At 54.4% G+C, this 14,349-nt stretch carries 11 protein-coding genes; 9 read left to right on the forward strand and 2 right to left on the reverse strand.

The features are described from left to right. The first annotated feature begins 65 nt into the window (after window positions 1-65). The 9 genes from BN1190_RS02985 to BN1190_RS03025 all read left to right on the forward strand — a co-directional run bounded on the left by BN1190_RS02985 (window position 66) and on the right by BN1190_RS03025 (window position 10,421). Window positions 66-2,162: an EAL domain-containing protein gene (locus BN1190_RS02985; RefSeq protein WP_040285519.1), complete on the forward strand. Its 2,097-nt coding sequence runs from the start codon at window positions 66-68 to the stop codon at window positions 2,160-2,162. 92 nt (window positions 2,163-2,254) lie between these two features. After that, on the forward strand, window positions 2,255-3,163 hold the full coding sequence (rocF, locus tag BN1190_RS02990; protein WP_040285520.1) for an arginase: 909 nt from the start codon (window positions 2,255-2,257) through the stop codon (window positions 3,161-3,163). A gap of 213 nt (window positions 3,164-3,376) precedes the next feature. Beyond that, window positions 3,377-3,940, forward strand: coding sequence for an RNA polymerase sigma factor SigW (sigW, locus tag BN1190_RS02995; protein WP_040285521.1), 564 nt, complete (start codon window positions 3,377-3,379; stop codon window positions 3,938-3,940). An 11-nt stretch (window positions 3,941-3,951) separates the two neighbouring features. Next, on the forward strand, window positions 3,952-4,590 hold the full coding sequence (locus tag BN1190_RS03000; protein WP_040285522.1) for an anti-sigma factor family protein: 639 nt from the start codon (window positions 3,952-3,954) through the stop codon (window positions 4,588-4,590). A 133-nt stretch (window positions 4,591-4,723) separates the two neighbouring features. After that, window positions 4,724-5,563, forward strand: coding sequence for a diadenylate cyclase CdaA (cdaA, locus tag BN1190_RS03005; RefSeq protein ID WP_040285523.1), 840 nt, complete (start codon window positions 4,724-4,726; stop codon window positions 5,561-5,563). Then, entirely contained in the window at window positions 5,556-6,929 is a 1,374-nt protein-coding gene (locus BN1190_RS03010) for a CdaR family protein (protein ID WP_082023243.1), read from the forward strand. Before cdaA ends, BN1190_RS03010 begins: the two co-directional genes overlap by 8 nt. A gap of 39 nt (window positions 6,930-6,968) precedes the next feature. Continuing rightward, window positions 6,969-8,318, forward strand: a complete 1,350-nt coding sequence (gene glmM, locus BN1190_RS03015; RefSeq protein ID WP_040285524.1) for a phosphoglucosamine mutase — start codon at window positions 6,969-6,971, stop codon at window positions 8,316-8,318. Window positions 8,319-8,423: 105 nt separating this feature from the next. Further along, window positions 8,424-10,025, forward strand: coding sequence for a diguanylate cyclase (locus BN1190_RS03020; protein WP_040285525.1), 1,602 nt, complete (start codon window positions 8,424-8,426; stop codon window positions 10,023-10,025). Window positions 10,026-10,046: 21 nt separating this feature from the next. Continuing rightward, window positions 10,047-10,421 (forward strand): response regulator transcription factor, encoded by a 375-nt coding sequence (locus BN1190_RS03025; protein ID WP_040285526.1) that lies wholly within the window; start codon window positions 10,047-10,049, stop codon window positions 10,419-10,421. A 470-nt stretch (window positions 10,422-10,891) separates the two neighbouring features. Here BN1190_RS03025 and BN1190_RS03035 read toward each other — a convergent pair whose 3' ends face one another. Next, window positions 10,892-13,699: an ATP-binding protein gene (locus tag BN1190_RS03035; RefSeq protein ID WP_040285528.1), complete on the reverse strand. Its 2,808-nt coding sequence runs from the start codon at window positions 13,697-13,699 to the stop codon at window positions 10,892-10,894. 133 nt (window positions 13,700-13,832) lie between these two features. Further along, the gene (locus BN1190_RS03040) at window positions 13,833-14,273 is read right to left on the reverse strand and encodes a YtoQ family protein (RefSeq protein ID WP_040285529.1); all 441 of its coding nucleotides are present in this window, start codon (window positions 14,271-14,273) and stop codon (window positions 13,833-13,835) included. Window positions 14,274-14,349: the final 76 nt, after the last annotated feature.

The following is a 14,349-nucleotide window of genomic DNA, read 5'->3' on the forward strand; positions in this document are numbered from 1 at the left end:
TTGTCTTTCCGGATTAATGGATTACTCATAAAAACACCAGGTATTCTGGATGAAAGAGGCGCTGTATGACCAGACACCATGATATGATCCGAAACATCAGCGAGTCTCTGCAGCACGGTTCAACCGAACAGCTGCTGAATGACATCGTCTATTCCCTCGACAATTCAGCGATAGTCGCTGTCACGGACCGGACGGGGACGATTCTGTATGCGAATGACTTTTTCTCAAGACTTTCGAAGTATCCAGTGGACGAGCTGCTCGGTGCCAACCAGTCGATTGTCAATTCCGGTTATCATCCGCCCGACTTCTTCAAGGACATGTGGCGGACAATCGGCAGCGGCCGGATCTGGCGCGGTGAGATCTGCAACCGGGCCAAGGGTGGTGCGCTGTATTGGGTGGATACAACGATCGTCCCGTTCTTGAATGAGCGGGGCATCCCTGTTCAATACATCTCCATCCGGCACAATATAACCGATAAGAAAAACAATGAGGCGGCACTGCAGAAACAATTGGAACTGTACAAGCTGATCACACAGGATGCCGGAGACTTTGTCGCTGTGCTCGACCGGCATGGATGCACCCAGTATTGTTCCCCGTCACTTGAGAAGCTGCTTGGTTCAAACACTCCCGAATTGCTAGATCATATGCCGACGGAAGAAGCACGGTTCCTGAAGGCTGCGGCAGCTCATTCATCTGCTGAAGCAGGATACCGGCAGGATGCGGAATTCCGGCTCCGTTCCGCCGGCCAGGAAATTCTTCAGATGAGCGGAAAACTGGCCCGCGTCCAGACGGAAGGGCAGTTCAAGGACTGCAGCGTGCTGTCGTTCCATGACGTGACCGCGGAGCGTGAACAGGAGCTCCTGATCCATGATCTGGCATCGACCGACCAGCTCACTGGTCTGCTGAACAGGCGGGCCTTCCTGAAAGAGCTGTTCAGGGAGCTGGAACAGGCGAAGCACTCAGGCCGGAGTTTAGGTCTTGTCTATGTGAATATCGATAAACTGCGGTATGCCAATGAAACGTTCGGTCATGATACGGGCGATGACATACTGAAGATAATGGCGGAACGGCTTACGGGACATTTGCAGGGTTCGATCTGCGGCAGGACAGCGGGCGATGAATTCGCGTTTGTCCTGAACAGCCGAGAGTCGGAAGAAGGGCTGTACGCACAGGCAGAGGCCATTCATCAGCTGCTGGAAGAGCCGGTGGAAGTAGCCGGGAATTTGTACAATCCATCCGTCAGCTGCGGGCTGTCCATGTTTCCTGAACATGCTGTGGAAGTACCCGGTCTGATGACGACGACCGAGCAGGCCATGCAGTCCGTTAAAATCCAGGGCGGCTCCGGATTTGCAATCTTCACGGCGGATATGTACACCCAGTCCCTGGACCGGATCATTCTCGAGAACGAATTGAGGAAAAGTGTGAAAGAAAAGCACTTCGTCTTGGAGTACCAGCCGAAGGTCGACTTGACGACCGGATATATTGTCGGATTCGAAGCGCTGGTCAGGTGGGAGCACCCGGATCTCGGGAGAATTCCGCCCGGCAAATTTATCGGAATTGCCGAAGAGACGAAAGTGATCATCCCCCTCGGTGAATGGATTCTCGAAGAAGTGTTCATGAAAGCTAAGACATTGCAGGGTCAAACCGTCCGGCCTGTCACGCTGGCAGTCAACCTTTCGGCCGTTCATCTGGAAAGTCCGGGGCTCATCGCTTTCGTGGAGAAGCTGGCGAAGCGGACCGGGATCGACCCGCATCTGATCGAAATGGAAGTGACGGAAAGTGCGTTCGCGGATCGGCTGGAGATGGGATCTTCGCTGCGGCAGCTAAGGAGCCTGGGATTTGCCGTATCCATCGATGATTTCGGGACGGGATACAGCTCTTTCAGTTATATTCGTGAATTCCCTGCAGAAACCCTGAAAATTGATATGTCGTTCGTGCGGGACATCGAGACAAGTGAGAACAGCCGTGCCATCATCCAGGCGATCGTCACCATGGCGGATACGGCGGGACTGAACGTCATCGCTGAAGGCGTCGAAACGGCAGAACAGGCAGCCATCCTGAAGCGGCTCGGCTGCCGGGAAGGGCAGGGCTATTATTACAGCCGGCCGCTGCCGGAGACGGAAGCATTCGGGCTCGTACGGAAACCGGACACCGCTAAGTGAATAAATATGCTTGAAAATGCGCGGTTGAGCCATTTGTCTGAAGAGGCTACAATGAAAGCGACAGACAAAGAATATTCCGGGGGGAACGAATTATGGAACAGCAACTGAACATTTCACTGCTCGGCATGCCGCTTGATTACGGTCAGAGCCGAAGAGGCGTGGATATGGGGCCGAGTGCCATCCGCTATGCAGGTGCCCAACAGCGATTGGAAGCGATCGGGCATGATGTGACAGACACAGGAGACGTCAATGTCCCAGTCGGCGAACGCGTCGGACAGGAGACGAGCGGTCTGAAGAATCTGGAGGAAGTCACGGCTGCCTGTACTGAACTGGCGGAACGGGTGGCGGCGATCGTGTCGTCAAAGCGGTTCCCGCTCGTGTTCGGAGGCGACCACAGCATGGCGATCGGTACGCTTGCCGGTCTGGCCGATCACTATAGCAATCTAGGTGTCATCTGGTATGACGCCCATGCGGACATCAACACAAGTGAGACATCGCCATCCGGCAACATCCACGGCATGCCGCTCGCGGCAAGTCTCGGGATCGGTCACGAGCGTCTCGTCAACCTGTACAAAGACGGTCAGAAGATAAAGCCTGAAAACGTCGTCATCATTGGTGCACGGTCGGTGGATCCGGGGGAACGGGCGCTCATCAAAGAACTGGGCATCAAAGTCTTCACGATGCATGAAATCGATCGGGATGGGATGACAGCGATCATGAACGAAGCGATCGACTACTTGAAATCCCGCAGCGTTGACGGACTGCATCTGTCATTGGATCTCGACGGCCTGGACCCACTGTACACACCGGGTGTCGGAACGCCGGTGCCGGGCGGTATCAGCTACCGTGAAAGTCATCTGGCGATGGAGATGCTTCAGGACTCGGGCCTGCTGACGTCAGCGGAATTCGTGGAAGTGAACCCGATCCTGGATGACAAAAATGCGACAGCGGACGTGGCCGTCGGACTCATCGGCTCACTGTTCGGTGAAAAGCTTCTATAAGCAGGCTAGACGGATCCTTATAAATACAGGCTGCCCGGCGTCACAAAAATGTGACGTCAGCGGGCAGCCTTTTTTCTATTTCAACGAGCTTTAGAAATAACAGAGAAATCCAGCAGGAAATTTGGTAAACTAAATTCAACATGAATGAAACCTGTTGACCCCTTCGCCCGTATAGGAAGGGACAGCCGCAGAAGAAGCGGAGGATGAGAGTCGTTGGATGAATTGATCAATAAACGGATAAATGAAGTGCTGAAAGGAAACCAGGATGCCTTTGAAGAAATAGTACTGCTGTTCCAGCACCGTCTGTACCACGTCTGCTACCGGATGCTCGGCAGCCGGGAAGAGGCACAGGACATCGCGCAGGAAGCGTTCGTCCGCGCGTACTCCAATTTGCATACGTTCGACCAAAAACGGAAATTCTCCACATGGATTTTCCGGATTGCGACCAATCTCTGCATTGACCGCATCCGGAAGAAGAAACCGGATTATTCACTGGATGCGCAGGTCCCGGGAACGGAAGGGCTGGATATGTACTCCCAGATTGCGGCATCCGAGGAGCTTCCCGATGAGGAAGTGGAACGGATGGAAACCCAGGAGCGGGTCCAGTATGAAATCGGCCGGCTGCCGGAAAAATACCGGTCCGTCATCACGCTCCGCTATATGGAGGAACTGCCGCTTCAGGAGATTGCGGACATACTGGATATCCCGCTCGGCACCGTAAAAACACGCGTGCACCGAGGACGGGAAGCTTTACGAAAACAGATGGGTACAATGTAGGAGGGGTAAGGATGACTAAATGTCCAATAGAAGTTGTCCAGTACATGCACGAGTACCTGGATGGAGAGATTGCACCTGAGCATGAACGAGAACTGCATGAACATCTGGAAGACTGCGAAGAATGCAGCCGGCTTTTCGATGAACTGAGCGGCACTGCAGCTTTTCTCGGGCTGGCTGAGCCGATCAAGGCACCAGCAGGGTTTGCCGAAGGGGTTATGGCCCGCCTGCCGGAGACCACAGCTAAGAAGAGGTCCGCTGCCAGCCGCTGGCTCCGCAAGCATCCGATGCTCTCGGCTGCCGCACTGTTCCTGATCCTGATGAGTGCAGCCCTCTTCTCCAGTTATAATACAAGTGAGCAGCTAGTCGTCACTATGCAGCCGAATCTTGTCATTGAGGGCGACACTGTCGTCGTACCGGCAGGAGAGGTTGTCAAAGGGGATGTGGTCGTCAAGAACGGCGACCTGCGGATCGAAGGGGAAGTCGACGGGAATGTCACCGTTATCCGCGGAGAGAAGTATATGGCATCGACAGCAGTCGTGACTGGCAATATTGAGGAAATCGATAAGCTGTTCGACTGGCTCTGGTACAAAATCAAAACCGCATTCAAAGGGCTTGTTCCTGAGGAGACGGAACAACCGGATTCAGACTGACCGACGGGCATGGGCCTGTCGGTTTTTTCGCGAAACTTACATTGGGACTGCACCGTCTGAATACAATACCGCAAGAGCTGTATGGTATACTGAACATACATTGGAAATTTGTCTGTAAAGGTAGGGGAAGCGCATGCCGGATTGGGGAATGATCACAGATATGAACGCAGTGGAAGTATTGAAATCCATTTTGGATGTGCTTCTCGTCTGGTTTGTGGTTTATAAGCTCATCACAATCATCAAAGGAACGAAAGCGGTCCAGCTCCTGAAAGGGATCTTCGTCATCCTGATCGTCAGGATCCTGACCGATCTCCTCGGTCTCGATACGCTGAAGTGGATGGTCGAACAGGTGCTGACATGGGGATTCCTCGCAATCATCATCATCTTCCAGCCGGAACTCCGGCGCGCGCTCGAACAGCTGGGACGCGGCCGTCTGTTTGCGCGCACGCAGATGCAGGAGGAAGAGGAACGCGACCGTCTGATCGATGCGTTCACCAAGTCGGTCAGCTACATGGCGAAACGCCGGATCGGAGCGCTGATCTCCGTTGAGAAGGAAACGGGTCTCAGTGAATATATCGAGACAGGCATATCGATGAACTCGGATATTTCATCCGAGCTGATCATCAATATCTTCATTCCGAACACGCCTTTGCATGATGGCGCTGTCATCGTGCAGAAAAACAAGATAGCTGCTGCTGCCTGTTACCTGCCGTTGTCCGAAAGCCCGTTCATTTCAAAAGAACTCGGGACACGGCACCGGGCGGCACTTGGGATCAGCGAAGTGACGGATGCCTTCACAATCGTCGTGTCGGAAGAGACGGGAGCCGTCAGCGTCACGATCGACGGGGAGATCAACCGGAATGTGACGATGGAGGAATTTGAACGGATCGTCCGTCTCGCGTGGTTCGGTGATACGGCGTCAGCACTCGGCGTCAACTCCATCTGGAAATGGGGGAAACGGAAAAATGGATAAATTCATGGACAGTCCCTGGTTTTTACGGCTTACGGCACTCGCCCTGGCGCTCTTCCTGTTTTTTTCCGTCCGTGCCGAGATGGAGAGCTCTTCGCTTGCGAGCACAGGGGATTCGGTGGACATGATCCGCGACGTCCCTGTGGAAGTCTATTACGATAACGAAAACTATGTCGTCACCGGTGTGCCTGAAACAGTCAACATGACCATCAAAGGGCCGGCGAGTCTCGTGCAGTCCACGAAACTGATGAAGGACTTCGCACTGAAAGTCGACTTGCGGAGCATGACGCTGGGCAGCCACACGGTCCAGATCCAGCACGAAAACCTGTCGGATAAGCTGGAAGTACACTTGGAGCCCGCCACCATCAACGTCAATATTGAAGAGAAGATATCGAAGTCCTTCCGGGTGGACCCCGAATTGAATGACAAAATGCTCGCGGAAGACTACACGCTGGTGAACATGGAAGTGGAACCGTCGACAATTGAAGTGACAGGTGCGAAAAGTGCGGTGGAAGCGATCAGCTTTGTCAAAGTATCCGTCACGGGGGAAGAGGAGATCAGCAAGTCGTTCGAGCAGGTCGGACGGGTCCGGGTCTTGGACAGGGATCTCAACAAACTGAATGTCACGATCGAACCGGAGGAAGTGACCGTGAAGGTCGACGTGGAAGCGTATCATAAGGAAGTTCCTGTTGTTGTAAAACAGACCGGGGAGCCTAAGAAGGGAATTACGGTCAACTCACTGACCTCCGACGAAAAGACGGTCAGCGTCTATGGACCCCGAAAAGCGGTTGATGCCGTCGAGCAGGTGACGGCGAGCGTGGACCTCAGCAAGATTTCAGGAAACGGCAAACAGACGGTCGGACTGGAAAAGCCGAAAGGGATCTCCAAGCTGTCGAAGGACAAAGTCGATATTACCATTGACGTCCAGGTGGATGGAGACGCCGCAGACACCGAGGACGAACCGGGGCAGGCCGATGAAGAGGCCGCTGCCGTTTCCGATCAGGAAGAAAACAGCTCGGATTTAGCTGCAGGCGAAGAACCTGCAGGAGCCGGTTCTGCTGCAGAGCAGGAAGCCGCCTCACAAAAAAAAACGAAAAAATTCACCAATATCCCTATTGGCATACAAGGATTGGATAAACAGTTCAGCGGTACCATCAGCAAGCCAGCAGACGGTGCAGCTGCCGTGACGCTGACAGGGGAAGAACAGGCAATCGCTGCCTTGGAGGAAACGGACATCAGCATCACAGCAGATGCCAGTTCCATAACAACAGCAGGTGAACACACTGCGGGGATTACGATACAGGTCCCTCCGGGTATACAGGTTGAGGTCGGTTTCAAAGAAGTCACCATACGGATTGAGCAAGTATAATAGAACGAACAAAGGATAGGATCGAAAGGGAGAATGAAAATGACTAAGTATTTTGGTACGGACGGTGTACGAGGCGTCGCGAACAAGGAATTGACACCTGAACTTGCTTTCAGACTGGGGCGGTTCGGCGGATACGTCCTGACACAGCATTCTTCGGACGGAGCCCGTGTGCTCGTCGGAAAAGACACCCGTATTTCCGGACAGATGCTCGAAAGCGCGCTTACCGCAGGTCTGCTGTCAACAGGCGTCGAAGTGATGACCCTTGGCGTTATCAGCACACCGGGTGTCGCGTATCTGACAAGAGCCATGAATGCGCAGGCCGGCGTCATGATTTCCGCGTCCCACAACCCTGTTGAAGATAACGGCATCAAGTTCTTCGGTTCAGACGGCTTCAAACTGTCCGATCAGCTGGAATCTGAAATCGAAGAGCTGCTGAATGCCGAAGAGGATACACTGCCGCGTCCGGTTGGCGGAGAAGTCGGAACAATCACGGAATACTTTGAAGGCTGCCAGAAATACATCCAATACTTGAAGCAGACGATTGACGGTGATTTTGAAGATATGCATATCGCTCTTGACTGTGCACACGGTGCGACATCGACGATCGCCACGCATGTCTTTGCTGATCTGGAAGCAGATCTCACGACGATGGGGACTTCCCCGAATGGTCTCAACATTAATGATGAAGTCGGCTCAACACATCCTGAGCAGCTCGCCAGACTGGTCGTGGAAAAAGGGGCGCAGATCGGCCTTGCATTCGACGGTGACGGGGACCGGGTCATCGCAATCGATGAGACCGGGGAAATTGTCGACGGTGACCAGATCATGTATGTGATCGGCAGCTACCTCCGTTCGAAAGGTGCACTGAATTCAGACACGATCGTCTCGACCGTGATGAGCAACCTCGGCTTCTACAAAGCACTCGAAGACAACGGCATGCACAGCGCCCAGACGGCTGTCGGCGACCGTTATGTCGTGGAAGAGATGCGGAAGAACAACTACAATTTCGGCGGCGAACAGTCCGGCCATATTGTCCTGCTGGACTACAACACGACCGGAGACGGCCTGATCACAGGACTGCAGCTCGTCAGCATCATGAAACGGACCGGCAAGAAACTGTCCGAATTGACGAAAGGGATGACCATCTTCCCTCAGAAACTCGTCAACGTCCGTGTCACCGATAAACACCGCGTGACGGACAATGCAAAAGTCGCTGCGATCATCACGGAAGTTGAACGGGAAATGTCCGGCGAGGGGCGCGTGCTCGTCCGTCCGTCCGGAACGGAGCCGCTCGTCCGGGTCATGGTGGAAGCGCCGACAGAAGATGCATGCGAGAGCTACAGCAACCGGATCGTCAATGTCGTGAAGCAGGAAATGGGTACGGAGTAATACAGCAAGGCTTGAACTGAAGTCCGGGGGAATCATACAGGACTTCAGTTTTCTTCTATACAGACAGAGTCGTCCAGGTGCTTGTCGGGGATGGGGGGTGTTTGCATGGACTATGGGAAGTATCAAAAACTGCTAACTGAAAAAATAGAGACGGCCTTCACGAAATGGAGTGTGCAAAAAACAGTCAGCGAATCTGAATTGTATGCATTCCTGCACACATTGAAAGGTACATCAGGAACGATCGGTCTGACGGATCTGGCGGAGTTCTGCAGCGCGCACCTGGAGATCCTGTCAAAAGATGATGACGCGAGCATACCCGTGTCCTCTCTGAAAAACTTCAAGAAGAATATCAGGCTGCTGGCAGCGGGCAATGAAAAAAAGGACCGGGGCAGTCTGATACCGGCAGTCTATTCCGAACGGTTCGACCGCAATACATTCGTCCTGGTGATCGACGATGATCTGGAGTTCGTCTCGTTTGTCAAAGACCTGCTCGAACAGCTGGGCGCCCAGGTCCTGGTGGCCATGAACGGTATGCGCGGTATTCAGCAATTTTACGACATGAAACCGAATATGCTTATGATTGATATGCAGCTGCCTGATATGACAGGTACCGAGCTATTCGGAAAAATCCGCGATACAGCGAACGACCGGCATGTCATCTCGATGCTCATGAGCAGTGAGCAGACAAATAAGATCATGATAGAAGCCTACAGATCCGGAATGATGGATTTCATCCAGAAGCCGCTCGATCTGACACTGTTCCTGCCATACTTGTTCAACCGGGATATGCTGCGGAAAAAAATCAGTCAGTCCATCACGACGGACGGCCTGACTGGCGCAGGGAACCGGAAGCGGCTGACGGAGATGCTGGACCATGCACTCCGCGTACATGAACGGACAGGGGATCCATTTTCCGTCGTCATGGTGGATCTCGATCACTTCAAGCACGTCAATGATACATACGGCCATCATACGGGGGATGAGGTGCTCCGGCGGTTCAGCGATATCGCGAAAACGGAAAAGCGGGAGACCGACAGCATCTTCCGGTTTGGCGGTGAGGAATTCGTCATCCTGGTCAACGGTCACAAAGGCGAAGCTTACACCTTCGCGGAGCGGCTGCATACGGCGTTCAACGAACAGGAATTCGAAGCAGCGGGCGGCTCCTTCTCGGTGACGTTCTCTGCGGGCATCGCCGAATATACACACGAGCTCGAGACCCTTCTGATTGAAGCGGACCAGGCACTGTATGAAGCGAAGCGGTCGGGCCGCAACCGGACGGCTGTCTATGAAAGCGGAACGGCACAAGTGAAACGGAAACTGCAGGTCATCATTATCGATGATGACTTGCTGATCCGTACCATGCTGGAAGAGCAGCTGGCCCAGTGGCGTCTGCCGGACATCGAGCTGTCGGTGCGCCTGTTCGAAGACGGCGTCACCTTCCTTAGGACGGATTGGTATGATGAAGATACGAATTTCATCATCCTGCTGGATGGTGTCATGCCGGGAATGGATGGACTGGAGGTGCTCGAGCAGCTCAAGAAACGCTCGGAGCTGAACAACGTCCTTGTCTCGATGATGACAGCGAGGGCCAGCGAAGAAGACATAAAGGAAGCCCTTGCACTCGGCGCAGACGATTACTTGACGAAGCCATTCCGGAATAAAGATATGCTGGCGCGTATCCAGAATTTGGCGTCCCGGATGTTTTAACAGAAAGAGGAGGCAGGAAGAATGAAAGAAAGCAAAAAGATTCTCGTAGTGGACGATGAAGAGATTCTGCGCATGCTGATCGCAGACACGCTTTCTTTCGAAGGATTCGAGGTCGAGGAAGCCGCGGACGGCCAGGAAGGGTTTGAGAAGGCATCAGCCGGCGGTTATGATGTGATCCTGCTCGACTATATGATGCCACGCCTGACAGGACCGGAAGTGCTCGAAAAACTGCGGCCGCTCGGACTCGGTATCCCGGTCATCATGCTGACGGCCAAAGCCCAGCAATCGGACCGTGACCTTGCCGCGGAACTCGGCGCCGCTTATTTCATGCCAAAACCATTCAGCCCGGCCGAACTGGTGGCGCTCGTCCGCCAAGTGCTGCAAGTGGATGAATGATGACCCTGAGAATCCCACGCCCGCAACTGCGCGCGTGGGATTTTTTCACTGGACCGTGCAGTGTGAGGAAAAGTGCTCATAAACAAAGCCATACCGCTCATAAAACGCAGGAAGTGATCATAAACGCAACGAACCGCTCATAAACTGGCCAAAGTGATCATAAACGCAAAATTCCGCTCATAAACTGGTCCGCAGCGCTCATAACTTCACAAATGGCTCCCCGCACGGCATCAATTTCGCGGCGCCCGCCCCGCTTCCGGCACCCCGCCGGGCCGCGCGAACAGCCAGCAAGTCAAAAGACCGGCTTGCCGGCTCCGCTGCGCTGCGCACTTTCTGTGGAGTGACGGCGGACAAGGGGTCCCTCCGCATGCCGAGTGCACGATACCGGCAGCAGACCGCTCCAATCTCAAAGACATCATCCCAACCAAAAAGAGCAGCCGGATCCTGTCCGGCTGCCTTCTTCATCCTCCCTATTCTCGTAACGGATACAAAATGCGTCCGTCTTCTTTCCGGATCGCTTCTGCGACGGTCTCCGACAGTGTGCGCAGCGGGTACGGTTTCGTCATGTAATGGCGGATATTGAACTTACGCGTCAATTCTTCTTCCTGTTCCAGAGCCGATGAGATGATGATCGGGATGTGGCATGTCACCGGATCCTCCTTCAATCTTCCGATCAGGTCCCAGCCTGTTTCTTGTTCCTGCAGCATCAGATCGATGACCATGCACGCCGGTGTGTGCTCCTTCGCGTAGGCGAACGAGTGTGCAACGTCGCTGAAGCGGATCACTTCGTACTGATGCTGGCTCAATTCCTCTTCCAGCAAGAGGGCGATGCTCGCATCATCTTCTACAACAACAATCTCCGGCTGCCCGCTCCGTTCGGCGGACTGTTCGGCGGCCCTCCCTTGCAGCGGGAGAGTGAACCGGACGGAGGTGCCGGCATTCTCTTCGGATTCCACGGAAATTTCCCCGCCGTGCTTCTCGATAATCTTGCGGCAGATCGCCAGGCCAAGTCCAGTGCCTCCGATTTTCCGGCTGTATGAATTGTCGAACCGATAGAATTTCTCGAACATATGCTTCAGCTGGTCAGCCGGAATGCCGATCCCTTCGTCCCGGACGGTCACCTGAAGATCACTGCCAGCAGCAGCCAGAGTAATTGTTACAGTGCCGCCGTCCGGCGAGAATTTCACAGCATTGCTCAGCAGGTTTGTGAACACTTGGATCAGCCGGTCCTCATCACCGATGCAGCAGACCTGGTCTGTCAGGCGTTCGAGCCGGATCGTGTGGGAGGCGGGAACGGAGAAGTTTTGGATCGTCTGGTCAGCGATGGACGCCACATTGACATCCTGCATGGAATACTCCTGGCTGCCGGATTCCATCCGCTGGACATCGAGGAAGTCGTTGATGAGCGACGTCAGACGCTTCGCCTCCTTATAGATCGCCTGCAGATATCGTGCCTGCCGGGCAGTATCCATCTCTTTTCCGATCAGCAGCTCGGTGAATCCGAGGATGCTCGACAACGGGGTCCGCAGTTCGTGGCTAACCGTTGACACGAGTTCGGTCTTCATTTTATCGACCTCGAATGCCTGCGTGATATCCCGGTGGACGAACAGCGTGCCGATCCGCCTGCCGTCATGGTGCACTGGAGAACTGTACAGCGCGACGACGACCGGCGTCTCCCCGGTCAGTGTGTAGACGGTCTCGGCCAGGCCGCCGGTCTCACCGGTGAGCGCCTGGCGGATGAATACCAGCAGTGCGGCAGGGTCTTCACTTCGTTGCGCGAGTTCGGCGGACCAGCCGGCTCCTGACAGGTCGGACGCCGGAACATTCAGCAGATAGGCGAGCCCATCGTTCACCTGCACGTCGGCTTCGTCGGCGGAGACGAACTGGATCCCCTCCGCCAGATTATCCAGGATCGTCTGGTTCAGCTGGCGTTCGCGGCTGATCGTCGTCCGCTGATCGACCCGGTCAACCGCAAGCGCTACCCGTTTGGCCAGATTGAACAGGTCTTCCTGATCCTCTTCCGTGAACGGGCGTCTGCTTCGCGACAGGACAAACAGCGCTTTGTAGTCATCTCCTGATACGACAGGGGCGGCAAACAGATCAAAGACCTTCGTGCCGTCCGCCAATGACCGCTCGGTTTGGAAACACGGCTCCTGCTTCAGTCGCGCCAGGGAGCCTGTATGTGCGTCATCATACGCTTTGTACCTCTCTTCGGAAATCCCCCGCAGGACATGCACATCATTGGAGGGCACGTGGATGATCCCCTTATCGACACCAAACAGCGTATCCAGATATTGCAGGGTCGCTTCAGCGATTTCCCGGACATTATCCGAGAAGGAGATCTCATGGCTCAGACCGCTGTACCGTTCCACACGGATATTCGCATACCGGGCTTCCGACAGCGCATCCTCGAGCTGCCGCTGGTGGCTGAACAATTCATCCTGCTGGGAGAGGAGCTCATCCTGCTGCGACAGCAGCTCTTCATTCTGAGCAACAAGCTCCTGCTCCTTCGTCTGGATGGTCGCCATCATGCCGGCAAATGACCGGGACAGTGAGCCAAGTTCATCCGGCCGTGTTTCCGGTGTATAATTGACATCTTGTGCATCGACATACCGTTCGGCTGCAGCAGTCATCGACTCGATCGGGGCGATGAGCTGACGGACGACCCGCCAGCTGAGCAGGATCAGGAACAGCAGGCCGCATACACCGAGAAGAGCCATTGCCAGATACAGCTGGTTCACCTGCTTCTCGGATTGCCTGTAGAACTCATCCCGCATCTGTCCCGCCTGCTGTCCGTAGCGGTCGGCGTATTTGATGAATTGGTTGACGGACAGGTTGGCGCCGCTGCTGGACAGCTCCCGCAAGCCTTCATAGTCATCCACTTCCACCAAGTTGACGGCAGCCGGGAGGACAGCGTTTTCATAATGGTCGATGAACACAGTAATTTCCTGTGCGAATTGCTGTTCTTTTGCAGACAGCGGCAATGCCAGCAGCCGCTCATTCACTTTGCGGATATGGGTCAATTCTTCGTGTGCCAAATCCAGTTCACTGTCCATCTTGAATGCGTAAAATCCGCGCGCCCGGAAAAAGACATTGGAAATGCTGTCCGACAATTCCCCGATCACTTCAGCTTTTTCCGATTGCTGCTCCATCGCTTCGCTGTTCTTCTTGAACACGGACGTGCTGTACAGATAAGCGGCACCGAGCAGGATCAGCATGGCCCCGCAGAGGGCGAGTATGATATTGATATAGGTCGTCCGGATTGTTCTCTTGCGCACAGGGCACCCCGCTTCATAGATGATGATGGATCGTTACGACTAAGTTATGTATTGTATCGGCTGCCTGCCAGCCGCCGTGAAGCCGGCGGATGAAAAAACCTTTCCGGACAGTGCCGGAAAGGCGATTCACGTATTATTCGAAAATATACTTCAGGGCTTTCAGCGCCTGGTCGGGCGTCTCCACGGTTACATCCGCTTTGCGCGACAATTCCTTCAGTGCGTGATGATGCGCCTCGGGACGGATCAGGATGAGCGGCTTGCCCATCGTAACGGCAGCACTCGCATCCATCGCCGTATTCCACTGCTTGTACTTCTCGCCGAACAGGGCGATGACGAGATCGCTCTTCGACAGCAGAAGCTTCGTCCGCAAGTTGTTAACGCTCGAGGCGGCGGCATCTTTTGCGATGGCATCGGGCTGCGCACCGAGAATCTCTTCGCCAATATTGTCCGACCGGTCATGATCTTCCATCGGTCCATAGAACACGACAGGAAGCCGGAGCGCCTCCGCTTTCTGTTTGATCTCCTCGCGCCATGAACTGTGGATCTCCCCTGCTAAGTAAACCGCCAACTCCATTCCGATCTCCTCCTTCGTTCTTGTACTATCAGTGTAGCAGAATATTGCTTCAACTTCCCGACAGGAGTACACTGGA

This window comes from Sporosarcina koreensis, assembly GCF_000826145.2.
In the GTDB taxonomy this organism is placed as follows: domain Bacteria; phylum Bacillota; class Bacilli; order Bacillales_A; family Planococcaceae; genus Sporosarcina; species Sporosarcina trichiuri.

Coding starts and splice junctions, on each gene's coding strand:
- BN1190_RS02985 (WP_040285519.1), top strand. CDS start 66: ATGACCAGACACCATGATATGATCCGAAACATCAGCGAGTCTCTGCAG.
- rocF (WP_040285520.1), top strand. CDS start 2,255: ATGGAACAGCAACTGAACATTTCACTGCTCGGCATGCCGCTTGATTAC.
- BN1190_RS03000 (WP_040285522.1), top strand. CDS start 3,952: ATGACTAAATGTCCAATAGAAGTTGTCCAGTACATGCACGAGTACCTG.
- cdaA (WP_040285523.1), top strand. CDS start 4,724: ATGCCGGATTGGGGAATGATCACAGATATGAACGCAGTGGAAGTATTG.
- BN1190_RS03010 (WP_082023243.1), top strand. CDS start 5,556: ATGGATAAATTCATGGACAGTCCCTGGTTTTTACGGCTTACGGCACTC.
- glmM (WP_040285524.1), top strand. CDS start 6,969: ATGACTAAGTATTTTGGTACGGACGGTGTACGAGGCGTCGCGAACAAG.
- BN1190_RS03020 (WP_040285525.1), top strand. CDS start 8,424: ATGGACTATGGGAAGTATCAAAAACTGCTAACTGAAAAAATAGAGACG.
- BN1190_RS03025 (WP_040285526.1), top strand. CDS start 10,047: ATGAAAGAAAGCAAAAAGATTCTCGTAGTGGACGATGAAGAGATTCTG.
- BN1190_RS03040 (WP_040285529.1), bottom strand. CDS start 14,273: ATGGAGTTGGCGGTTTACTTAGCAGGGGAGATCCACAGTTCATGGCGC.